This is a genomic window from Bradyrhizobium sp. URHD0069, assembly GCF_000701345.1.
Lineage (GTDB): Bacteria > Pseudomonadota > Alphaproteobacteria > Rhizobiales > Xanthobacteraceae > Bradyrhizobium.
Genome location: NZ_JNIJ01000060.1, coordinates 1 through 21587, shown reverse-complemented (window position 1 = coordinate 21587; position 21587 = coordinate 1). Strand labels below are relative to the sequence as shown.

General features: G+C 59.6%; 25 protein-coding genes, 1 tRNA gene and 2 pseudogenes. 12 read left to right on the top strand and 16 right to left on the bottom strand.

The features are described 5' to 3' along the window. Together N554_RS41535 and N554_RS0127475 are read right to left on the bottom strand one after the other, a co-directional pair. A pseudogene (locus N554_RS41535) lies at positions 1–245 on the bottom strand (IS30 family transposase); the annotation flags it as partial. Between the two features lie 175 nt (positions 246–420). After that, positions 421–1356 (bottom strand): oxygenase MpaB family protein, encoded by a 936-nt coding sequence (locus N554_RS0127475; RefSeq protein WP_029586424.1) that lies wholly within the window; start codon positions 1354–1356, stop codon positions 421–423. A 185-nt stretch (positions 1357–1541) separates the two neighbouring features. On the opposite strand from N554_RS0127475, the pseudogene N554_RS42355 reads away from it, so the two are divergent. Next, positions 1542–1684 (top strand): annotated as a pseudogene (locus tag N554_RS42355) (IS630 family transposase); the annotation flags it as partial. Between the two features lie 35 nt (positions 1685–1719). On the opposite strand, the gene N554_RS0127470 reads toward N554_RS42355, so the two are convergent. From N554_RS0127470 to msrA, 4 genes are all read right to left on the bottom strand, one after another. Continuing rightward, positions 1720–1992, bottom strand: a complete 273-nt coding sequence (locus N554_RS0127470) for a hypothetical protein (RefSeq protein ID WP_029585701.1) — start codon at positions 1990–1992, stop codon at positions 1720–1722. 198 nt (positions 1993–2190) lie between these two features. After that, the gene (locus N554_RS40395) at positions 2191–2346 is read right to left on the bottom strand and encodes a hypothetical protein (RefSeq protein ID WP_371259528.1); all 156 of its coding nucleotides are present in this window, start codon (positions 2344–2346) and stop codon (positions 2191–2193) included. A 134-nt stretch (positions 2347–2480) separates the two neighbouring features. Beyond that, complete coding sequence (locus N554_RS0127460; protein ID WP_029586423.1) at positions 2481–4109, bottom strand: acetolactate synthase large subunit; 1629 nt, start codon at positions 4107–4109, stop codon at positions 2481–2483. Then, a complete protein-coding gene (msrA, locus tag N554_RS0127455) occupies positions 4106–4651 on the bottom strand; it encodes a peptide-methionine (S)-S-oxide reductase MsrA (protein ID WP_029586422.1) in 546 nt (181 codons plus the stop codon). The genes N554_RS0127460 and msrA overlap by 4 nt, the downstream gene beginning before the upstream one ends. Before the next feature lie 444 nt (positions 4652–5095). Here msrA and N554_RS36490 point away from each other — a divergent pair, with 444 nt between their 5' ends. Further along, complete coding sequence (locus tag N554_RS36490) at positions 5096–5332, top strand: hypothetical protein (RefSeq protein WP_029586421.1); 237 nt, start codon at positions 5096–5098, stop codon at positions 5330–5332. A gap of 33 nt (positions 5333–5365) precedes the next feature. Here the strand turns inward: N554_RS36490 and tenA are convergent, their stop codons facing one another. The 4 genes from tenA to N554_RS0127430 all read right to left on the bottom strand — a co-directional run bounded on the left by tenA (position 5366) and on the right by N554_RS0127430 (position 7937). Continuing rightward, a complete protein-coding gene (gene tenA / locus N554_RS0127445) occupies positions 5366–6040 on the bottom strand; it encodes a thiaminase II (protein WP_029586420.1) in 675 nt (224 codons plus the stop codon). A gap of 485 nt (positions 6041–6525) precedes the next feature. After that, a complete protein-coding gene (locus tag N554_RS0127440) occupies positions 6526–6876 on the bottom strand; it encodes a 4a-hydroxytetrahydrobiopterin dehydratase (RefSeq protein WP_036054296.1) in 351 nt (116 codons plus the stop codon). Between the two features lie 84 nt (positions 6877–6960). Then, complete coding sequence (gene fdxA, locus N554_RS0127435) at positions 6961–7296, bottom strand: ferredoxin FdxA (protein WP_029586418.1); 336 nt, start codon at positions 7294–7296, stop codon at positions 6961–6963. Between the two features lie 50 nt (positions 7297–7346). Next, positions 7347–7937: a MarR family winged helix-turn-helix transcriptional regulator gene (locus N554_RS0127430; protein WP_029586417.1), complete on the bottom strand. Its 591-nt coding sequence runs from the start codon at positions 7935–7937 to the stop codon at positions 7347–7349. Positions 7938–8033: 96 nt separating this feature from the next. On the opposite strand from N554_RS0127430, the gene rpoH reads away from it, so the two are divergent. The 5 genes from rpoH (at position 8034) to N554_RS0127385 (ending at position 13553) form a co-directional block, all read left to right on the top strand. Further along, positions 8034–8924, top strand: coding sequence for an RNA polymerase sigma factor RpoH (gene rpoH / locus N554_RS0127425; RefSeq protein ID WP_029586416.1), 891 nt, complete (start codon positions 8034–8036; stop codon positions 8922–8924). A 588-nt stretch (positions 8925–9512) separates the two neighbouring features. Then, a complete protein-coding gene (locus tag N554_RS0127415) occupies positions 9513–9734 on the top strand; it encodes a hypothetical protein (protein WP_029586415.1) in 222 nt (73 codons plus the stop codon). A gap of 1004 nt (positions 9735–10738) precedes the next feature. Beyond that, complete coding sequence (locus tag N554_RS40390) at positions 10739–11158, top strand: hypothetical protein (protein WP_156042133.1); 420 nt, start codon at positions 10739–10741, stop codon at positions 11156–11158. Positions 11159–11666: 508 nt separating this feature from the next. Beyond that, positions 11667–12821 carry a DNA polymerase III subunit beta gene (locus tag N554_RS0127390; protein WP_029586414.1) on the top strand — a complete coding sequence of 385 codons (1155 nt, stop codon included), beginning with the start codon at positions 11667–11669 and terminating at the stop codon, positions 12819–12821. Positions 12822–12848: 27 nt separating this feature from the next. Further along, positions 12849–13553 carry a hypothetical protein gene (locus tag N554_RS0127385; RefSeq protein ID WP_029586413.1) on the top strand — a complete coding sequence of 235 codons (705 nt, stop codon included), beginning with the start codon at positions 12849–12851 and terminating at the stop codon, positions 13551–13553. 53 nt (positions 13554–13606) lie between these two features. Here the strand turns inward: N554_RS0127385 and N554_RS0127380 are convergent, their stop codons facing one another. Continuing rightward, a complete protein-coding gene (locus tag N554_RS0127380) occupies positions 13607–13774 on the bottom strand; it encodes a hypothetical protein (protein WP_156042132.1) in 168 nt (55 codons plus the stop codon). Positions 13775–14052: 278 nt separating this feature from the next. On the opposite strand from N554_RS0127380, the gene N554_RS37595 reads away from it, so the two are divergent. Together N554_RS37595 and N554_RS0127365 are read left to right on the top strand one after the other, a co-directional pair. Continuing rightward, positions 14053–15597: an AAA family ATPase gene (locus N554_RS37595; RefSeq protein ID WP_051677749.1), complete on the top strand. Its 1545-nt coding sequence runs from the start codon at positions 14053–14055 to the stop codon at positions 15595–15597. Positions 15598–15819: 222 nt separating this feature from the next. Then, positions 15820–16875 carry a tyrosine-type recombinase/integrase gene (locus N554_RS0127365; RefSeq protein ID WP_029586410.1) on the top strand — a complete coding sequence of 352 codons (1056 nt, stop codon included), beginning with the start codon at positions 15820–15822 and terminating at the stop codon, positions 16873–16875. Here the strand turns inward: N554_RS0127365 and N554_RS37590 are convergent. Further along, a complete protein-coding gene (locus N554_RS37590; protein ID WP_156042131.1) occupies positions 16872–17468 on the bottom strand; it encodes a hypothetical protein in 597 nt (198 codons plus the stop codon). The two genes, N554_RS0127365 and N554_RS37590, sit on opposite strands and share 4 nt — an antisense overlap. Further along, positions 17450–17986 (bottom strand): hypothetical protein, encoded by a 537-nt coding sequence (locus N554_RS0127355; protein ID WP_029586408.1) that lies wholly within the window; start codon positions 17984–17986, stop codon positions 17450–17452. Before N554_RS0127355 ends, N554_RS37590 begins: the two co-directional genes overlap by 19 nt. 567 nt (positions 17987–18553) lie before the next feature. On the opposite strand from N554_RS0127355, the gene N554_RS40385 reads away from it, so the two are divergent. After that, positions 18554–18670, top strand: a tRNA-OTHER gene (locus tag N554_RS40385). A gap of 152 nt (positions 18671–18822) precedes the next feature. Here the strand turns inward: N554_RS40385 and N554_RS0127350 are convergent. Next, positions 18823–19107 (bottom strand): hypothetical protein, encoded by a 285-nt coding sequence (locus tag N554_RS0127350; protein ID WP_245283727.1) that lies wholly within the window; start codon positions 19105–19107, stop codon positions 18823–18825. 91 nt (positions 19108–19198) lie between these two features. Between N554_RS0127350 and N554_RS0127345 the strand changes: the two genes are divergently transcribed. Continuing rightward, the gene (locus N554_RS0127345; RefSeq protein WP_029586406.1) at positions 19199–19435 is read left to right on the top strand and encodes a helix-turn-helix domain-containing protein; all 237 of its coding nucleotides are present in this window, start codon (positions 19199–19201) and stop codon (positions 19433–19435) included. 34 nt (positions 19436–19469) lie between these two features. Continuing rightward, on the top strand, positions 19470–20279 hold the full coding sequence (locus N554_RS40380; protein ID WP_371259529.1) for a DUF5677 domain-containing protein: 810 nt from the start codon (positions 19470–19472) through the stop codon (positions 20277–20279). Here the strand turns inward: N554_RS40380 and N554_RS0127335 are convergent. Both N554_RS0127335 and N554_RS41210 read right to left on the bottom strand, forming a co-directional pair. Further along, positions 20238–20858: a hypothetical protein gene (locus N554_RS0127335; protein WP_029586405.1), complete on the bottom strand. Its 621-nt coding sequence runs from the start codon at positions 20856–20858 to the stop codon at positions 20238–20240. The two genes, N554_RS40380 and N554_RS0127335, sit on opposite strands and share 42 nt — an antisense overlap. A 198-nt stretch (positions 20859–21056) precedes the next feature. Further along, the coding region (locus N554_RS41210; RefSeq protein ID WP_210165384.1) for a hypothetical protein at positions 21057–21587 on the bottom strand (531 nt) is incomplete at its 5' end.

Genomic DNA, 21587 nt, shown 5'->3' with positions numbered 1-21587 from the left:
CGCAACGAGCAGCGCATGCTGAGCCATCGAGAGATTTCCTCTCGTTCAGAAAGGCCGAGCGCCTGTTTGGCACGGTGCCGATCGGGAGGACGTATGCCACCGGTTGGCGAGATCACAGAGAAGACCGACGAGGACTCCCGGTCAAATCGGCGTCCGATCGAACTCATCGGCTCGCCGGCTTGCCAGCGATCCCAGATCTCAGACCGCTGAGCGGTCGAGTAATAAATGCGACGTCGCTGTTTCATGCCCACACTCCATCTTTGCTAAAAGATTAGAGTGTTGCGCTGACCAATTGAGCCCGCCCCCAAAAACGGAAGTTCCGATTCAAGATGCCCCGCCATGACTCAAGGGGGAGCCAATGGGGAAAGCTGCTCCCATCGGCAGGCTTCTGTTATCTGGCTTGCGATCCATTCCGCGATTCTATTCCATCATCGGCCGGCCGATCCAAACTCTGTTGAGCCAACGCACCGCCAAGTCGGGCTGCCTCTCGCCTTGCAAGCGCGCCAGGGCCTCCTGATAAGGGCCCACGGCTCGTATGCGCATTGGAAGCCGAGGATAGAGCCGCCGGATCAGCGCGAGCGCCAAGTTCATGCGACGCTGTTCACGTTCGCCGAAGACCAATCCGAATTCTCCGCGTAATCGCTCTGGCAGCAAGTGGGTCGTCAGCGCTAGATACCACTTCGGCGCGCGCAATTTTGTCGCGCGCCCGGAGAAGATTTGCTCAGCTATCTCGCGGGCGGCGGGGCTAACAGTGAGAAGATCCGACCGCAACATCGCCTCATTGTAGGCAATGAACGACGTCCAGTTTGATGGTAAATCGGCTTGCCGAACGCCGAATAAGGCCGCGAACAGCCGGGCCTCGACCCAGTATTTTTCACGCTCGCTATCCGGGAGCGCAGGCAAGACGAGATCATGTGTCAACAAGGCGGTCTCCACGAGCGTGGCGTGCACCCACCTTAGCGCCGAGACCTCATTGGCGCGGTATTGAGTGCCCGCGGCGAAGCAGCCAGCCGTCCACGGCAACATTCCTGTCACCGCGGCATGACGCCGATGCAGTCGCCGGGCCGCAGCCAGCGCCTGATCGCGCGTGCCAAACACCATCGTGAAAACAGTGTCGAACGTTTGGTGGAACCGGGCAATCGGATCAGCAAAAGTCCGGGAATGCTCGGCGATGGCAGCGGCGACCCAGGGATGCGCCAACTGAAGCAACAAGGCGCGGCCGGCGCCAAGGAAGACGGCCGCCTCGCGGTCGACCCGCCAGGTCAGTGAGGCGGGACCGAAGACCCCCTCAATTGATCCGGCCGCCGCCTCGCGAACGGTTTCGAGACTGCTTTCAAAATCATCTTCGGACAACAACGGTATACCCTCAGGATTTGCAACGGGATGACAGGCCACCGGATCCAAGTAAGAGCAGTATTTGCCCTGTTGTCATCGCTGGGGCGCCAACGAGAAGTACCTGTGCTCCATCGAGGGCGCCTGTCCTCCGGGCGTCCTGAATTTTTCGCTGACGCCCTCCCTGTTATTCGTGGACTATCGACGGCGTCTTCATCGATGAGACCTGGGCCAAGACCAACATCGTCCGCACCCATGGTTGGAGGCAGAGAGGACAGCGCCTGCGCGGACAGGCGTCGCACGGCATTGGCAAACGCTCACATTCCTCGCCGCCTTGCGGCACGACCGGATGGGCACCCGGCATTCCCCACGTCCTCTTTTGATCTATCACCGCTGCGAGATCATGCTCTTCAGTTGATTCAGCAGTGTCAGCACCCAGCAGAACGCGAACAGTCCGGCGAGGCCGACGCCGGTGCGGCGGTCGAGCAGCGACAGCCCGGTCCAAAGCCACACGCGATAGATCCACAGCGCGGCAATCGCGACGCCCAATAGGCACACCAGCAGCTTTACAAATCGCGTGTTGGCGACGCCAACGGCTGCGAACAGGATCGTCAGCGGGACAAGGAACATCTGACAGGTTGAAACCAGTGTCTCGTTCACGGGCAGCTCCGAAAGGGATTCTAGTGGTCCTTCGATTGTAACATTCGCAACGACGCCAACTGAGACGGAATGCGAATGTTAGAATCGAACCACAGCCGGTATTTCAAACAAATCGTTGCCGCGCAGCCCTTACACCAGACTACACGCCGTCGCCAGCCAAATGGCTATGGCCGAAGCGGAGCGAAATCCGGGCTACCCTCAATACGGCGGCTTCTGTTCGCCCGCTGCAGTTTCACGGCTTCGCACGCCTTCGCCGATTAAGGCTTGGGCGATGGCATGGCCGATGCCATTTCCCGCACCGGTTACCAGGGCTGCCTCGCGCGCCGGGTCGAATGGAGTGTTCGGCAGGCTCATGTTGATCGGAGCTCCGATTGCGATAATTGCAATGTATTGAGGTCACGTCCATGTCGAGCACCGCAATCCGGCTATTGCCGTTACGAGCCACCCCGGATTGCGCTGCGCTCCATCCGGGCTACAATTCGACGTAACTACACCGAATGCAGTTCACGCACGAGCACGCGCATATTTTCGCTGTAGTCGATCGGCGCCACGACCAGATGCACACCGCCTTCCCGGAAGGCCGCTTCCAGCATCGTCGGGGATTCGCTGGCGCTGCCGGCGCGGGAGCCCTTGGCGCCATATGACTTCGCATACGCGACGAAGTCCGGATTACCGAAGTCCAGTCCGAAGTCGGAAAACCCGTCGACTTCCTGTTTCCATCGGATCATCCCGTAGGCGTGATCCTCCAGCACGAGTACGACGAGGTTCAGCTTGAGCCGCACCGCCGTCTCAAGCTCCTGGGAATTCATCATGAAGCCGCCGTCGCCGCAGACGGCGAGCACGCGCCGGTCCGGATTTATCAGCGAGGCCGCGATCGCCGAAGGAAGACCCGCTCCCATCGTCGCCAGCGCGTTGTCGAGCAGCAGCGTATTGGCGACGCTGGTGCGATAGTTGCGGGCGAACCAGATCTTGTACATGCCGTTGTCGAGAGCAACGATGCCGTCCGGCGGGATGACCTGGCGGACGTCGTGCACGATGCGCTGAGGCGTCAGCGGAAACCGGTCCTCGGTCGAACGCTCTGCGAGCCGCGCCAGAATCGCTTCCCGCAAACCCAGCAATGCCGAGGCATTGGGGAGTTTGCCCTCCAGGCGGCCGGCGAGAGCCGCGAGGCTGGCGCCGACATCTCCGACGATCTCCGCTTGCGGGAAGTATACCTGTTCCACCGTCGCCGGCGTCGCACCGACATGGATGACCTGCGGTCCATTGTGGCCCATCAGGAAAGGCGGCTTCTCGACGGTATCGTGGCCGATCGAGACAATCAGGTCGGCGCGGTCGATCGCCTCGTGAACCCCATCCCGCTCCGACAGCGCGGCCGTGCCGATGTAGAGGTTGGAGCCCGCATTGACGGCGCCCTTCCCCATCTGGGTATTGAAGAACGGAATTCCGGCACGTCGCACGAATGCCGATAACGGCTCGGCGAGGTGCGGGCGGCTCGCCGCGGCGCCCAGCATGACGAGTGGCCTTTTGGCGCCAATGATCATGGCGGCGGCGCGTTCGATCGCCGCCGCCGGCGCAACCGGCAGCTCGACGACATGCGGGGGAATGATCTCGGCTGCAGCATCTTCGGCCGCGATATCCTCCGGCAGTTCGAGATGAACCGGGCCCGGCCGCTCCTGCTGCGCAACCCGGAAGGCGTCACGAACCAGGGTCGGAATGCTCTGCGCCGAGACGATCTGGGTCGCCATCTTGGTGAGCGGTCGCATGGTCGCGACAATGTCGACGATCTGGAAGCGCGCTTGCCGGCTGCTGCGGATCGCCTTCTGTCCGGTGATCATGACCATCGGCATCGCGCCCAGATGCGCGTAGGCGGCGCTCGTCGTCAGATTGAGCGCACCGGGGCCGAGCGTCGTCAGGCAGACGCCCGCGCGTCCGGTGAGACGCCCGTAGGTGGCCGCCATGAAGCCGGCAGCCTGCTCGTGCCGCGTCAGCACGAGCTTGATCTTCGAGCGCCGCAGCGACTCCAGCACGTCGAGATTTTCTTCGCCGGGGATCGCGAAGATGCACGCGACGCCCTCGTTCTCGAGGGCAGCCACCAGAAGATCGGAGCCTTTGGTCACGCGGCCGTCACTCCGCGCGCGCCTGATTCAGATTTCTCCACCCTGTTCGGCAGCTTCCAGTCGGGCCGAATGAAGTGACACGTGTAGCCGTCCGGGTAACGCTCCAGATAATCCTGATGCTCGGGTTCGGCCTCCCAGAATGGTCCGGCCGGCGCAACCTCGGTGACAACCTTGCCCGGCCAAAGGCCGGAAGCATCGACATCGGCCATGGTGTCTTCCGCGATCCGCCTCTGCTCCTCATTGGTATAGAAGATAGCCGACCGGTAGCTCGCTCCCTGATCGTTGCCCTGGCGGTTCAACGTGGTCGGATCGTGGATCTGGAAAAAAAATTCCAGCAGGCTGCGATAGCTGATGACCTGCGGATCAAAGATGATCTCGATGGCTTCCGCGTGATTGCCGTGATTGCGATAGGTCGCGTTCGGCACCTCGCCGCCGGTGTAGCCCACCCTGGTTGAAATCACGCCGGGATACCGGCGCAATAGATCCTGCACACCCCAGAAGCAACCGCCGGCAAGAACGGCACGTTCCGTTGAAACTGTCATGTCCATCTCCCTTACGACCTGGCATTATTTTCCGAGTTTCATGAAAGAAGCGTACAATGCGGCCGAACGATGCAGAAATACAAATATCCGGGGCCAGTTCACGAAGATTTACGCGGCGCGAGCTTTCAGAAAGAGAGCTGCGTTGGGACGCACATTTGCGCGACCTGCCAATCCGCCCTGCGGACTTATGAGTAAGACTGATTTGTCGGAACGGCTCACTCTGGTGATTTGCCTGTCCAGTCATGTTTTCAAAAAAAATTCCGTTCTCCCCTTACCCAAATCAAATCTATAACCCCCATCGAAATCCAGGATTGGCCCAAGTGGTTGGCCCAAGTGCGTCACGCCGGACAGGTGATCGGGACAACCCGGTCTCCCGTCATTTCCTGTGACTGCCCCTGTGAATTCCTCCACGCGAAGCGCAAGGGCGAGCCGGTACGCAACGCAGTGAAGCAGCGCGATACCGGCAACGTCGTCAATCTGCTGGATGCGCTCCGCAAGAGCCTGAGCACCGCCGGCAAGTCGGCACCGCAGGCGGCCAAGGGTCAAAAGCCCAAGGAGGCATCGGGCCAGCGAGAAATGCTGATGGCTATTTCCGGCAAGGGCGAAGGCAAGAGTGAAGCCAAAACCAAGGGCGCCGCCAAGGAGACGAAGCGCCCGGCCCGTCAGCGGAAGGCTGGGTAGTTCTGCCCGTCCGCCATCAGAAAAACGCGTCAGCTATTCAACGCGGTGACCCGCACGCCAGCCCATTTCCCAGAAGTCGGCTTCGAGCCGGGTAGCTTCCTTGAAGATCACGATCAGTTCTGCCTCGCGGGCCGGCGTGGCGTAGAGATCGGCGAGATCTTCCAGGTGCGCCCGCGCTTTCGCCGCGACCTCCTGGTATGGTGCACCGGCATACTCGGCGATCCAAACGCGATATGGGTTCGTTGCAGCGAGCGCACCAGGTCGCGAGGCGAGCCGCGCCGCGATCTCCGCGTAGCCGATCACGCAGGGGGCAAGCGCCACCTTGAGTGCCAGCAGATCACCGCGCATTCCCGCGTCGAGCACGTAGCGTGTATAGGCCAGCATCTCGACCGCCGGAGGGGTTTGTTCAAGATCGCTGGCCAACAGGCCCCAGCCGGCGCAGAGCTTCACATGCAGGTTCATCTCGATGTCGAGGATGGCCGAGAGGCCGGCCGCCGCTTCGCGCATGTCAGCGAGCTTGGGCGACTTGTAGACGGAGAGCGCGTAGGCGCGAGCAAACTCGGTGAGGAACAGGTAGTCCTGAACGAGGTAGTGACGAAACGCCGCTTCGGCGAGCGAACCGTCTGCCAACCCGTTCGTGAACGGGTGCTCGGTGTAGGCCCGCCACTCGGCGGATGCTGCTGTCTTTAGACGCTCGAAGAAACTCATGATCTTTCGCCGGGTTTGCTTCCCAATGAGTGTCTTTGCCTCGCTACCAATAGCACGTCGCAAACCGGTTGGACGTTGACCTTGATTTGCGTCAGGCTAATCTTTCAGCCGTCTAGTTATAGGAAGTCGGATCCATTAAGGATGGATACGTGACTCATTACCAAGTCCACCTTAGGGCGGGTTTCGAACTGGAAGGCAGTTAAATCAGTTCGCCGGCCTTTCCGTTCAATCCGAAGTATTAGGGCGTGAACTCATAAACGCGTTGTTGGACGGCTTGCTAGAGTCCGCTCTGGAAAAGTAAGCCGCGGTAAAACGCGCTCGGGCGGCCCTTCCAGGATGTGCCAAGGGCGGAAGTCTAGGTTGCTTTGACCCCAATCGCAGCAGGGCTCCAACGGCTATCGCATCACGGCATCAGTCTGCTGCACGTCGAAGAACGCGCTCGGCACCGTAAAAGGGGCGCAAGTTGCAGGACAGCCAGAACTCGTTCACGCCCTGGCCGTGCGAGCGAATATGTGGTCAATCTTGGTGGCCATGATGAAGTCGTTCTCATGCAGTCCCTTGATCTTCTTGGTCTGCAGAGAGACCGTCGCATTGCCCCAACCAAAGCTGATATTCGGATGATGGCCTTCGGCTTCCGCGAGTTCACCAATCTCCTGAACAAAGGTAAGCGCCTCGCGGAAATTGCGAAACCGGAAACTCCGCTCGATGCGGTGAGCTTCCTCCGGCAGTTGCCAGTCTGGGGCCTGTGCGTGAAAGAGCTCAGCTTGCTCGCGCGTGAGTGGGGGTATTCCCCCGCGACAGGGAGTACAGGTTTTGCTAGCAAGAGCTTCGGTCATGTTGCTTGCCCTCGTGTCAACCTTCGCCCGCATAAGGCTCGCAAACTGCGAAGGTGAATGTTGCGGCGGCGGGCGCTGTCCGCCTCAATCACCCGCGCCGGGATTTGGTGAGAAGTATGGGAGTTTGTCCGGCTTCCCCTCCCACTCCTTAGAGTCGGGCGGGGGCGCTTTTTTGACCGAAATATTTGGCCAGATTTTCGCGTATTCCGCATTCAGCGACAGCCATTTCTCAAGCCCCGGCTCGGTGTCAGGCTTGATCGCGTCGACCGGGCATTCCGGCACGCAGACCCCGCAATCGATGCATTCGTCCGGGTGGATGACGAGCATGTTCTCGCCCTCGTAGAAGCAGTCCACGGGGCACACGTCGACGCAATCCATGATTTTGCAGCGAATACAGCTCTCGTTGACGACGAAGGTCAATTAAGCGTCCTTTCAGCAGATCGCAGCGGCGAACTCATTCATGGTGTCCCTCAGTCCTCGCGGTGCCCGTTCATTGGTTGAAAATGGACGCACAGAAGACCTACGTCCTCTAGCTGAATCGGAACACCGAGGAGCAGGCATTCAGCGGCCGAGGGGCCCGGGCTCGGCAGGTTGCCGCACATCTCTCTGCCGAAGTGCGTGCAGTCCTGGCAACCACCGAAGCGCCGATGCGCCCCACTCGTAGCTAGAGTGGACAGCACTTGGTGCAGGGCGCGACGCATCGCAGTTCGCTCTGTCGCGTCGAGCGAATCCACGGCGCGCACCAGAACTTCGAAAGGATCGCGTGCAAGCGCCTTTCTGCCCTTGCTCGTCAGTCGCAGACTTACGCTTCGCCCGTCCGTCTTGAATGGCTGTCGGACCAAGTACCCACCCGCTTCAAGCGCCTTAATGGCTTGTGTTGCGGTGCCGCGGGTGGTCGCTTGAAATTCCGCGAATGCCGACGGGGTCCGCGAGAACGGGTTGGCACGGGCGAAGAAGCGGAGCGCCATCCATTGGGCCGGACTGAGCTCGCCGTCATAGCCCTCAGCTTGTACGAGCCGTCCCACCTGCAGCAGGAGCTCTGCCGTTTCGCGCGCTGACATGTTTGCCTCTTCGAGAGATAATAGCGTTTCGAAATTAACTTGACAACCGATCGGATGCAGACAATTTTGTTTCGAAACTAGTTGGAAGGCTTGATCATGGCCCGCAACGCGGCCCTGCCGATCCTTACGGCCGAACCCGGCCTCACCCATTATCTTGAGGAAATCCGGCGGTTCCCGATGTTGCAGCGCCAGGAAGAATACTTGCTAGGCAAGCGCTGGCGCGAGCACGGCGATCGCGACGCGGCGCACAAGCTGGTCACCAGCCATCTGCGGCTCGTGACCAAGATCGCCAGGGACTATCGCGGCTACGGTCTGCCGATCTCCGAGGTGATCTCCGAGGGCAATGTCGGCCTGATGCAGGCGGTCGAGCGCTTCGCGCCGGAGAAGGGCTTCCGGTTCGCCACCTACGCCGTGTGGTGGATCAAGGCGGCGATCCAGCAATACATCCTGCGCTCGTGGTCGCTGGTGAAGATGGGCACCACGGCCAACCAGAAGAAGGCGTTCTTCAACCTCCGCAAGGTCCAGAGCAAAATCTCCATCCTCGACGAAGGCGATATGCGGCTGGACCAGGTGAAGATCATCGCCCGGCGGATCGGCGTCACCGAAACGGACGTGATTTACATGAACCGGCGGCTTGGCGGCGACGCCTCGCTCAACGCCGCGATCCGCGAGGACGGCGAGTCGCAGGACTGGCTGGTGGACGAATCCCCGGACCAGGAGACGACGCTCGCCGCGAGCGAGGAGTTCGATAACCGCCGCAAGACGCTGTCCGATGCGCTCACCGTGCTCAACAAGCGCGAGCGGCGCATCTTCGAAACGCGTCGGCTCGCCGAGGAACAGATCACGCTCGTGGAGCTGGCCGAGGAATTCGGCGTCTCTCGCGAGCGCGTGCGCCAGATCGAGGTTAGCGCTTTCGAGAAGGTGCAGAACGCATTGAAGCACCGCGTCGCGGCGATGGCGACCCCGGCGCCTCTGCAGGTGCGTTAGCTTCCAACCCTCTCCCGTGGTGGGAGAAACTGACGATGGACGTGTCGCTCTGGGTACGTTTTACGGCAACCGAACGACGCGAGAGGGGCGCCGCTCGCCGGGTGCTGATCGAGCCCTCGCTCGACGATCCACGCACGGCACTTTGCGTCATCGATCGGGCGCCTAAGCCGCGCGCTGCCACGTAAATCCGCAGCCGAACTTGAGGCCGAGTGCCTTCGGCTCCTAGCGATGGACCCGCACACGCGAGGCATTAACCTCAAGCCGTTCGTGTAGGTTGTCCCATGAACCAGCTTCATTGAACGTTTCGAGAGTCAGAATGCCACCCGACTGCATGGCATCTCTGGCGTTGATGGCTAGGTTCAGGATGACTAGTTCAATTTGAGTTGGATCGACCAGGGCACGCCAAACGCGCCGTGGAATGAAGCGGGTCAGCTACAGCGACCGCTGCCCAACACAATGCTCAGGATCGTCGCAAGCGGCGAGCGCGAGGACCCGCCTTCCGAGATGTTACAGTCCCAGCCATCGCTTCCGCTATGATGGACCGGTCCAAGCTGTGGTATGCTTAGCGGAAAGCAGGGAGTGGATGCCATGACGGTTGAGAATCCCAATGTCAAAAGCATCTGGACGACGATTGAAGTAGACAAAGATGGTGTAGAGACAGTCCTGGTGGTGGAAACCGATCTTGAACTGAATGCTGCCGATCCAGCTTTTGATGTCGCCAAGGTTGATGCCTTGATTGAGGCCGCAATGAACAGTTTTGCTGCGAGTGGCGGAACGATTGATCGCGTTCATTTGGTTCCGATTCGGTGAGAATGATGCCCAGAGGCCCTAAGCGCGAGAAACGCCACGCCGACGCCATCGGCATAGCGATCATGTAGCCAAGATGAAATTCAAGGGAGACCGCCCGTTCGCGACGCCCGAGGCCGCCGAGCAAAAATTGCTTGAACTGGCGAATGCGATCGAGGCTGATCACGCCGGGCGGCTATCCTTGCAGCGCCGCGAAAGGGTAACGGGGGAATGGTGGTTGGCGAGGGGGCCCCGGCGCGCTGGAAACTCGCGTCCCCGGGTAGTGGGTCAGTTTGAAGCGAGCTGGTTGGGGTCCCTAGGGCGTTTGGGGTGGGTTCCGGTCATTCGCCTTCCGCAATCCTCAGCCTGCCAGCGTTCGTCAGTCGAAGTCCGCCCGACAATTCCTGTATGTACTCTAGTTTGATCAGTCGGTCTTTGTGTTCGGCTGGGATTGCCCGGTGCATCAAACCCTTGGCGCAGTCCCGCAATGAGACAAATTCTTCGTGGGTTAATGGTGGTGCAGGTGCCATCCCACGAATATGCGCTGGCTTTCCGTCTGGACGTTTGACCAGCCCGAATATGGCAACGTGGGTGCTTTCCAACCAAGACTCTAATACCGCCCCGCAGACTTCACAGGAAGCGTGACCCGTATGCGGCATCAAGAACTTTGCTTCAGTGCGTTCGTACTCGGCGCCGCAATTGCATCGGACAATTGTCGCCATTCTCGGAATATGCGCCGGGAACCGCCCATTTTCCAGTGTGAAACTCTTGCCGGGCTTTTTTAATCTGCGATATGCCGCTGCCAGTAGCCGGCCGAGGACTTCGCGGCTTTCGCGGCGACCATCCGGGAGGCGGCCCTTGCTTACGTCCGTCGTGCCAGTGCTCCCACCGTTGGCGAGGTGCGCACCGAAATAGACGGACTACTCCGCGCCGCGGATCGGCGATACTATAATCATGTCGTACGCCGGCTCGAACGGCTTTCGGAAACAACCCGCGCCATCCTGAACAAGCGTGGCAGCCATCGAACCGTGAACACCAGCATTCCAGAGCCGGGAGCCCTGCTTGATCCCGCACAACGGGACGATGCCTGCGCCGCCATCGTGCGGCTATGCCGGGTTGGTGGAGTCCGGGTAGACGGCCGGAAACGGGCTGGCGGGGTGCGATCGAGGACGTTCAAACCGCTGCTGCATGCGCCGAAGGCCCAGGACCATCCCCCCAAGCGCGAACCCGAGCGCAGTTTCGTCGAGGATCTCCAAGTAGCCTATCGCCATGCGACAGGGAAAGGACCGGCCGCCACTGCCGATTCCCGGCAGCCCGGTCCGTTCGCCCGGTTCGTGCAGTCATGTCTTGACGATGTTCGTTCCGACGCCAGTGCCGTTGAATTGATCAATGACCTGCACCGGCACCAGAAGCAATTGGCCGAACAACTGTCAGGTACCAACCCCTGAGATACAGCAGCCGCGAGCTGCCATAGCGTCTCGCTTGCGATGACACCACTGCAAGCGAAGCGGAGACGCCAGCGAAGACCATGGACTGCGATACAGGTCCGCGTCAGCCACACCATGCGCGATCAGATTGAAAGCTGGCGCAAAGGGAGGCCGCGCGTTCCGCCGCTAAGCGTTGCGGTGCGCGATCTGATCGAGAAGGCCCTCGACGACCCCACCAAACAATAAGGCGTCCGGTTTGAGCGGACGCCTTCTGCCGGATTGAATCACCCGCGCTGTAACGCGGAAAACAACAAGGAGTACCTATGGCTAATAATCCCAAACGGGGAAATGTCAATCCGCCCGCAATGTATCGCGAAGGGTGGATGGTTCAATTGATCGAAGGCCTTGCGTTTCCGGACTGCGGGACCATTGCGCGCACCTGCGATGTGGAGCTGCTCAATCCTGGCCTGAAACTCCCCTGCCGTAACTGCCCCGCCAATCTGTTCAATTGTGAACCGACGTAGCCGTGATGAAGCTCGTCACACCCGCCGCCGCGCTCGCCGACGCCTTGTCCCTGGCTGCAACGGCCATGCGCGGCAACAATAACCTCACGCCCGTGCACGTGGTCGCCGACACGGGCGCGGTCTCCTTCACCTGCTCCGGGCCCGGCATCTCGATCAAGATCACCGCCATCGCCGACATCGCTGAGCCCGGCGAGGTTACTGTCGCCGCCCACCGCCTCGGCGGGTTGATCGCCGGATTCTCATCCAGCAGTTCGATCACGATCAACACCACCGCGAACACCACGATGATCTTGTGCGGCGACAGCCGCTTTCATCTGCCGGTCCTCCCCGAGGTGCCGGCTGCGCTCGCGCTCGATACCGAGACCACCGGCATCGAGGTGGCCGGCAACGATCTCCTGACGCTGTTCGAGGTGCTTCCGGCCGCCAGCACCGAGGCGACGCGGTTTTTTGTGACCGGGCTCTACATGCACAGCGTTGGCGACGAGCTCGTTGCCGTCGCCACCGACGGCACCAAGTTGCTGCGCGCCAGCATCAACGCTGACCATCTTTCGGCGGATCGCAAGTTCATCGTGCCGTCGAAGGCCGCGATGGCGTTGATCAGGCTGCTCAAGCAAACCAAGCCCGTCAGGATCACGCTGCGGCGTTCACACACGCGGTTCGCGGTCACCGGACCGGGCTTCGAATTTGTCACGGCGTTGATCGATGCAAAATATCCCGATTACGAGCGCCTGCTGCCGCGCGCGTCGATCAACCTGGCGCAGTGCAAGCGGTCGGATTTGATCGGCGCGCTCGCAAGGGTCGGGGCTGTGGCTGATGGCGCGCTACCGTTGCTGGCTCTGTCCTGGATCGACGGGGGACCGCTGCACCTGTTCCTGCCGCGACAGCCCGGCGATGCCGAGGATCGCGTTCCGGCGGAAACGCGGGGCAGCGCCCGGCTCGCGATGTCGTTGCCGCAGCTGACGGCGATGATCTCGAACTTCCCGTCCGACCGCCTTCACCTTGAGGTCGCCGATGCGGATGGGCCTCTCGTGCTGCGGGGTGAACGCAGCAAGCTCGGCATCCTGATGAGTTGCCGCTGGACTTTTGCGGAGGGCGAAAAGCCCGAAACTAAAAAACGGCCCGCGTTCGCCCGCTCGGGCGCGATGCCGAATGTGCAATAGCGGATCAGAAAACAGAAAGAGGAAGTCATGAATATGATCCCCGCCAAGCTCAAGACCGCCGACGAACGCCTTGAAGCTCTCGCCCGTGCGGCGGCGAACGTTACGCTGTTGAAGTACAACTCCGGCAACTGGACGATCTCCGAAATCCCGGTACCCGCCGATACGCGCTTCGTACTGTATCCGGATCAGGTCTCGCACTCATGGACCTGCTTTGGCGACAGCAAGGTGATCACCGAGATCAGCGCGGTGATTGCCGAGGATGATGACGGCGATACCGAACTTCGCATCGTCAATGGCCGCGGCCGCCAAGACCTTGGTCTTGATGATGAAGCGAAATGGGAACTGGACTCTGCCGGCAAACGTCGTGATCCTTGGGTCTACGGCTTTGGCCTGCCGATGATGAACGCCAAGACCGGCGCCGTCGTCGTATTTAAGATCGCATCTGTTGGCGGCATGGGCGCAATCGCTGGGCAGGTTGCGAGCTACACCCGGAACAAGCATCTGGGCTATCCGATCGTCACGCTCTCGACCGGCAGCTACAAGAACAAGAAGCACGGCGGCTTCACCTCATACCCGGTGTTTCTCAACGCCGGCTACGACACCCCGCCCGCGCCGGTTATCGCAAGCCGTGGCGGCAACGGAGGTGATGATCCTCGCGTGATCGGCGCGAGCAAGGTTGCCGTCCAACGCGACCGCGAGGTCGATGACATGGATGACGACATTCCGTTTTGAGAACCAACGAATGCGGCGCGCCTCCGGGCGCGCCGTTCGCATTTCAATGCTCTTCAGAAGGTCACCACCTCATGATGCCGTCGCTGCACCGGATAGCGCAGGCGCTCGGCGGCGAGGTTCGCGCCGGGCAGGTGCTCGCGCCAGCACCGGGTCATTCGCCTGCTGATCGCGGCATGTCCATCAAGCTCAGTGACGACGCGCCGGACGGCTTCCTGGTGCACCTGTTCAATGGGGGCGATCCCATTGCCGCGAAGAATTACGTCTGCAGCAAGCTCGGCATGGAGCCGTGGCGGCACAATGGAAAGGGCAGCAACGGGTATATATCGCCGGGCAAGGAAATGGCCCTTGCTGTCGCCGAACTGCGCAACGGAAAGCCGGCGCCTTCAGCATCATCGCCACCGGCACGATCAGCGCCGCCAGCGCCTGAGGCCCAGACGCGTGTCGTTGCAACTTATTTCTACGTTAGCGCCGACGGCGAGGTGCTGTACGAGGTCTGCGGATGGAGCCGAAGGGCTTTCGCCAGCGCCGGCTTGTCGCGGGCGGCGGCTATGCTTGGAACCTCGGCGATGTGCAGCCCGTGCTCTATCGCTTGCCCGAGCTGCTCAAGTTTGCGGACGCGACAGTTTTTCTATGCGAGGGCGAGAAGGACGCCGACCGTGTCGCCACGCTCGACCTGACCGCGACAACGATCTCCGGCAGCACCACCTGGACGCCGGAGCTGGCCGAGCCGCTGCGTGGCCGCGATGTCATCGTCCTGGTCGATAACGACGCACCCGGCGCTGCGAAGGCCGAGAAGGCGGCGCTGGCCTTGCACGGCGTCGCGGCGTCGGTGCGGCTGGTATTGCTGCCGGACCTGCCGCCCGGCGGCGACATCTCGGATTACCTGGACGCCGGCAATAGCAAGGAGCAGTTGGAGCAGCTTTGTCTGGGCGCGCCGCTGTTCGATCCTAAGGCTGCACCACCGTCGCCAATCCTAGATCCGCTGCCCTTCATCGATACGTCAACATGGCGCGTCAATGAAGGCGTTCCGCCACGGGAATGGGGCGTACGCGATCTCTTCCCGCGCCGCAGTCCCGCGCTCTTGTCAGGGGAAGGCGCCACCGGCAAGACGCTGTTGTTGCTGCAGCTCGGCGTCGCCCATGTGCTCGACCGCGATTGGTTGGGCACGTTGCCGGAGCCGGGACCGTTTCTGTATTTCGGCGCCCAGGACGACACCGACGAAATACACCGCCGGCTCGCCGATATTCTGAAGCATTACGAAGCGGATTTCCCCGACCTGCAGGGCAACATCCACCTGCTGACGTTTGCGGGCGAGGATGCCGTGCTTGGCCACGCCGATCGCACCGGGTTGGTGCAGCCGACGCCGTTGTTCCAGCGCCTGATGAAGGCCGCGATCGAGATCAAGCCGGTGTTGATCGGTATCGACACTTCGGCCGACGTATTCGCTGGTAATGAGAACGATCGCTCCCAGGTGCGCCAGTTCGTCGGCATGCTGCGCAAGATGGCGATGCAGGCGAACGCCTACATCATCATCAATTCGCACCCGAGCCTGACCGGCATCAATTCCGGCAGCGGCATGTCCGGCTCGACCGGCTGGCACAACAGCGTGCGGGCGCGGGCCTACCTGACCACCGTCAAGACCGACAAGGACGATGAGCCCGATCCGAACCTGCGGAAGCTGGAATTCAAGAAAAATAACTACGGCCCGATCGCCAGGACCATCGAGCTGCGCTGGGAGCGCGGCGTCTACGTCCCCGTCGGCCGGATCGGCTCGGTCGAAAAGATGGCGAAGGAGCATACCGCCGACCGACTGTTCGTTGCGCTGCTGGACCGCTTCAACAGCCAGGGCCGCAATGTCAGCGAGAAGGCCGCGTCGAAAAATTATGCGCCGACCGTATTCGGCAAGGAGACCGAGGCCAAGAAGTACGGCCTGAAGAAGGCGGACCTCGAACACGCAATGCGGCGGCTGTTCGGCGCCAGTCAGATTGCTGTCGAGCCCTATGGACCTCGATGCCGTGGCACGACCCGCTTGGTGACGACATGAAAGCCGGCAGCGGCATGAAGGTTTCCCCGCCGTGAGCGACGTCTACGACATGGACGGAGCCGCGGCGAGGCTTCACAAGAGCCGACGCTGGCTGCAGGACTGGCTGGCCGCCCATCCCCTCGACGTTGCCGGCCGGCCGTTCTACGCTCCCCTTGGCCGCGCCAAGACTTTTGACGATACTGACCTCACCCGGATCCGCGAAGCCTGCAGAGAGGAAGAGCGATGCCGATTAAGCTCATCCCGCCCCGCCCGGGCAAAACGCCGTTCTGGGCTGGCCGTGGCAAGCACCTCGGACGATATGTTGACCGAAGCACGAAGGCTGTTGAAAAGCGCCTCGCCGCGAAAATCATCAGGCAGTGGGAACGCGACATCGAACGTGGTGAATTTGCGACCGCGGGCGAACCGACGTTCGCGAGCGCCGTCGTCGGCTACCTGAATGGCGGCGGCGATCCGCGCCCGACCGGCAAGCTGCTCGAATATTTCAAGACCACGCCGCTTCGCCAGATCGAGCGCGTCGCGATCGACACCTGCGCCCTGGCGCTGTTCCCCACCCAGTCGCCGGCGACCCGCAGCCGCGAGGTCTACACCCCGGTCTCGGCGATCCTAAAAAGCGTCGGCGGCGAGTTCGATTTCAAGATCCGGCGCCCGAAGGGATCGCGCGGCAAGGTCATTACCGACTGGCTGTGGCCCGAGCAGGCCTTCCGTTTATTCGAGACAGCAGGCGCGCTGGATGCGGAGTTCGGAATCTTCTGCCATTTCCTCTGCTACACCGGCTGCCGGATCAGCGAGGCGCTGCGGCTCACCTGCAACGATTTCCGGCTGAGCGAGGCCTTCGCGTTCGTCCGAACCTCGAAGAACGGCGACCCCCGCCCGGTCTTCCTGCCGCCGGTCCTAGTGGCGCAGATGGCCAACCATCCGCGCGGGCTCGATCGCGGCACCCAGCGCGTGTTCCGGTTTCATCAAGGCGGTTCGCTGCGTTACCTCCTGCAAGCTTCCTGCATGATCGCCTGCGGCCTGCCGAAGCCGAAGCGTGTCAAGGCCGGCAAGACGCCGCCGAAACCGAAATACGAGCTCGACTTCGTCACCTTCCACACCTTCTGCCACACCTACGGCACCTGGATGCGCCGCTATGCCGGCCGCGACACCAAGGGCCTTGTCGGCACCGGCCGCTGGAAGAGCGAACAGTCGGCGTCGCGCTACGCGCATGTGGTGCCGGGCGAGGATGCGATGCAGGCGGTGCTGCTGCCCGCCGTGAGCGTTAAAACGGCAAGGAACTAGGCTTTGCGGTTCACAACGTCAGTCAGAAAATACAGCGACCAAAGAACAGTGACAGTGAGGCTGGACAATAAAAACGACAGCACCACAACGCCGACGATTCTCACCGGCATCATAAAATTCGGGTGAAGTTCGAGCCAGTTCAGAACTGAATCGTGCATCAACGCGGCGACGATCGCGAGCAGAAGCACGATCAAGCTCAGGAAACTCAGATATCCCAGAAGATAACAAACGAACTGACGCAAGGTTAGAATTTCACCGTCCAGCAATAAGTCCGCGCCTACTGGTCGTTTATCCAGGTGCGCGCCGGGCGAACCCATAGCGACCGCCGCCAATGCACCGATCATAAATGGCACTGCCATTATGAGCAGATCGCGCGCGTATTTCAGAACACCAGCTTCACCAAAAATCGCAGGATGGGGACTGATCGAAAAATATACTATGCAAGCGACGAAAGTTGCCCCGATCGGTGCGATCCAATCATACGTCGTTTTTTCCGGATGATGGATCGCCAGATAGCGCAACGGAGCCAATAATCGCAGGCGACTGACGTGCCTCTCGGTTACATCACGCAACCCTATCCCGCGCGTTGCCATAGCTCGTCTTTTTTCAAAATTTCCTTCAGCTTGCCGATAATCTCTTGATTGAATTTCGCAGTCCAACGCTTCGGCGGCTTGGTAAGTGTAATGAATTCTCTGGGACAAAGCATCAAGTCTGTGGCGCTCTCTATATCTCGGTGCAAATTGCCGCCAACTACACCACCGCTCGCGTAGCGGTAATAGAGTTTCGTCTGGAAGCCCTGTCCTTCCCAATTATTCCTTATTCGGGTGAGCCAGCCTTGCCTTTCTTGCGGTTCGGCCGGAGCCTGCTTGCCCGAAATGCGAACTTCGACGTCGGTAATAACCTCTTCGTGTTTAACGGCGGTTTGTTGCCCAACCGATAGCCTTTCCGATCGTTTGGTGAAGATGATCTGGGAAAGCGTTTTACCGTCACCTGAAGCGTGCGAGAGCTTGCGGCTAAAGTCGGCTACAAGGTCGAACTTACCATGATAGTGATAGTCCTTCGTCGTCGGCTTTTCGATTTCTTGTCGACCGACATTACAGAAAATTCCCACTCACCGTCCCGCCGGATCTGCCGGCTTAGAAAGCGCTCCACTGCCATGCGTGTGATCGGCGAAACGTTTTCGAATGCGCATCGATAGTTGCCGTCATCGAAGTCACCGTCAGACGGAAGTCTCACGACGACGTGCGCGCTACTCGCTCCCCGCTCCAGTTCCTTGCCGGACAGCTCGCGGCCAGCGAAGGTCTCAAGATCAACGAGAGGGAAGCTTGTTTGCGAGTCATCAATGAATTCGAACAGCATGGTGGCGAATCTCGCACCGGCGTCGTTTTCGATCTTGAATTAGCTAAGCCGAAAGCAGTCGTGGCCTGCGCCTTTTTTAAACGCTTGGTGTCGTCCTTGTCGTCCTCGGCGCCAAGAAATTCGACACCAAATCCCTTCTTTTGGCGCTTCTCAATTATTCCGAAAAGCTCAGCGCCAGGTATCATTGGAGGCTTATGCTCTCGCGGCGCGCGTGAAATGGATCGAGTGATTAGCCTGTTCAACAGGACGATTCGTTGGTTTTGGCCCCACCCCAGAGGGGACTTAACATAGAATTTCGTCTTGCGGTTGAAAGTTGCTGGGATGTGGAAAAATTGGGGAAAACAAACCTAACGGCCGCTAACCCCTTGAGTTCTCTTATGGTTGAGTTCCCTTCACACGGGAGAGGTCCAAGGTTCGATCCCTTGTGCGTCCACCAGAAACTCCTTAAAAACAAGCACTTCTGAGATTGTCTCCCTAACTGGGTGCCCCGACTTTGTCCGGGCACCGCCGGGGCACCCGATACACACAGACGAACGCTTATGGTCGCCTATGGTCGCCTGTGGCTAGAGATGTCGATGTCGCAAGGGTTCATTGCTCGCGAAGCGCCCCCTTTCGAGGCGGCCCTTTTTTTGTCTGCTGATTTCGAAGCTCCATGTATTCGCGCACAGCATCGGCCCGGTAGAGCGGTTTGCCATCCACATAGCGCCACTTCAGCGGATGGGTCCCGTCTCGCCGCCACAACTCCAGAGCACTGGGTGTTCGCCGCAGCACCGCGCACGTTTCCAGCACCGTCAGGTTGGCGCTGCCGGGCAACGTATCGATATCGAACGTCGCTGGCGGCGGCCTGCCCCGATTTTTGCGTTGCGGTTGCATTGTGTCTGCCGTCACATCCCAAATAGGTCAACTTCAGTATGAGCAATATAATGCGTCGCATTAAAATGCAACATCGGCCTGAATGTCCCGCATGTCCAAGGACGTGCAAAAATTGGTGGGTCACAATGCCCGCCGCCTGCGGATCGCGGCGGGCTTAAGCCAAGCCGAAGTCGCTATAAAAATGGGAGTTGACCGTGCCTACGTGAGCGGTCTCGAACTTGGCCAGCGAAATGCAACAATCGTTTCGCTTTGGCATTTCAGCCAAGCCTTGGGGATCAAGGTCGGCGATTTGTTCGAAGAAGAGAAGAAACACAAAACAGCGCGGTAGCCATGACTAACATGCAAGCTGGCCAAGTTTATGCATTGACATCGGAAGAGCGGGCTATGAAATCATAACGGCGGCCGACGTAAAGTTTACGGAGGCGGGCTTTGCTGACGAAAAAGCTCTAACCATTGCCCTGCTCGGGCGGACCCTGTCGCATCTCAAAGGTGTAATTCTTCTACTAGAAGAACGAAGGATCGTCGAAGCGAGAGCACTGACTCGCTGTTGTGTCGAGAACGCTTTTTGGGTTGCCGGTCTGCGACAGGAAGGCAACGAATTTGCTGAAAAGATGCTGGCTGACGAAGCAAAGCGAAAAACTTCTCAGACCCAGTATCTATTCGAAAATCATCCCGACCTCGATCCAGCCATACAGGTTCGACTTCGAACTTGGATGCAACAAAACGAGAATGCCAGACGCGGGAAAATGCTCAATCCAAAAACCGTTTCTGAACTGAGTGACGATTTTGGACGCCTTTATTTGTTTTACTCCCAACTTTCATCAGATTCTGGGCACCCCAGCATCACTGCTCTCAGCCGTTACGCAATACGGAGCACTAATGGACAGTTCGATGGCATCAACATTGAGCCAACTGTTAGCGACGAAGAAATCGATTCGACCTACCAGATAGTTTGCTCAACGGTTCTGACCACGCTGATGGGGTCAATCGAAATTCTGAAGAAGGGCGCAGAGTTGCAAGGATTTCCGATCCTCGCCGCTACGCTGCGGACACGAGCTATAGCAGAGAGTTTTATGGCTTTGGCAGGTGGGAACACGGCGGAAACAACTAAAACGGCTACGGCCCAAGATTCATTCGAGATGATCGCGGCGAAAAATAGCTGCGGCTGTTGAATAAAAATCACGCTTCTTGTCCGCACTCCATTCCTTCCAAGGAGTGCTCTTATAGTCATATATCTCCTGATCGACTTCACTCATACGCGCCATTATGTCGTCGAAAAACGTGCGCATCTCATCAGGGCTTAATTGTTTACCTTCACTGTAGCCCACCACTAGACCAGAGTTCTGGAGATTTTGGGCTTTTTTCTCGAACTCACGATAGAAGGGGAGGCTGGGCGGCGCTTGAAGCCAGAAATTGTCGTATGCGTAATTTGGTTTCGCGCCGTTTGCGCCAAGCACCACGCCATAGCTTATTCCGCGCGCTAAATGGTCTTTCGCAATTGCGGCCATTGCATCCGCGTGAGCTCCGCCGATCGTCAGCCAAACTCCAACGTACTGCGCCAAAACCCCGACCGTACCAACTGCGATGCCTGCGGCTGACCAAGCACCGGATCTTGAAGCGAGGTAGACCGCTTCCGTAACGAGTTCGCCGATAGAGGTGGCCATGCCAACGCCATCAGCAACATAATTGAGCTTCCTAAGGCCGGAGGCGCCTGTTTCGACATCGGCTTGTTCGATCATCTCTTTTAACATGGAGCCCACTCCTTTGCATTTCCGCGAGGTACAAGCATTTTACTGAGTAGGTCGAAGAATTTCCAAATCTCGCCAACAGCGTGATGTTTTGGCCTGGACGCTGAAGCCACCAGCGATGCATTTCCGATATCGCACAGGAGGGCCTGCGATATTTGTATTCATCTAAACTCGAGCGGCTCTCATTCGTCATCCCCCGCATCACGTAATCGGCCACATCAACGCGGGGTCCGGATTCGGGCTCGTTCCAAAACCTTTCCAAAGGAAGGCGAGCGGGCACACATCGTCGCCGCCAATGGCTTGTTCCGTTACAGTAGGAAGTTGGGCTGCAACGATTGTTGGCACAACCTTCTGTATCATCAGCTGTTGAAGAGCTTGGTCGCGCTGACGGATGGTGTTCAGCGCATCGAAATTGCGCTCGATGCGCATGGGAACAGCCTTTCGCTCGGCGACCGCAAGGTGAATTTCCATCGGATTGACGGTTGGGAACTCGTGCACTCGCGCCATTGCGATTATAGGCATCGCGCTTGGCTGTTCTGCTGGAGCCGGCTGAGCAATTGGCCCTCCAACATTGAAAATACCGGCCGCCCTCAAAAAAGGCCAGCGCTTGAACGGTTTGGGCGGCGGTGATGGATGGGGTGGAGGAGCTCGCTTTCTTACCTGAATGTTTCGCACCAAGATCACCGCAGTCACATATCCTGGAAGCTTTCCCTTCGGAGGATCGCCACCATC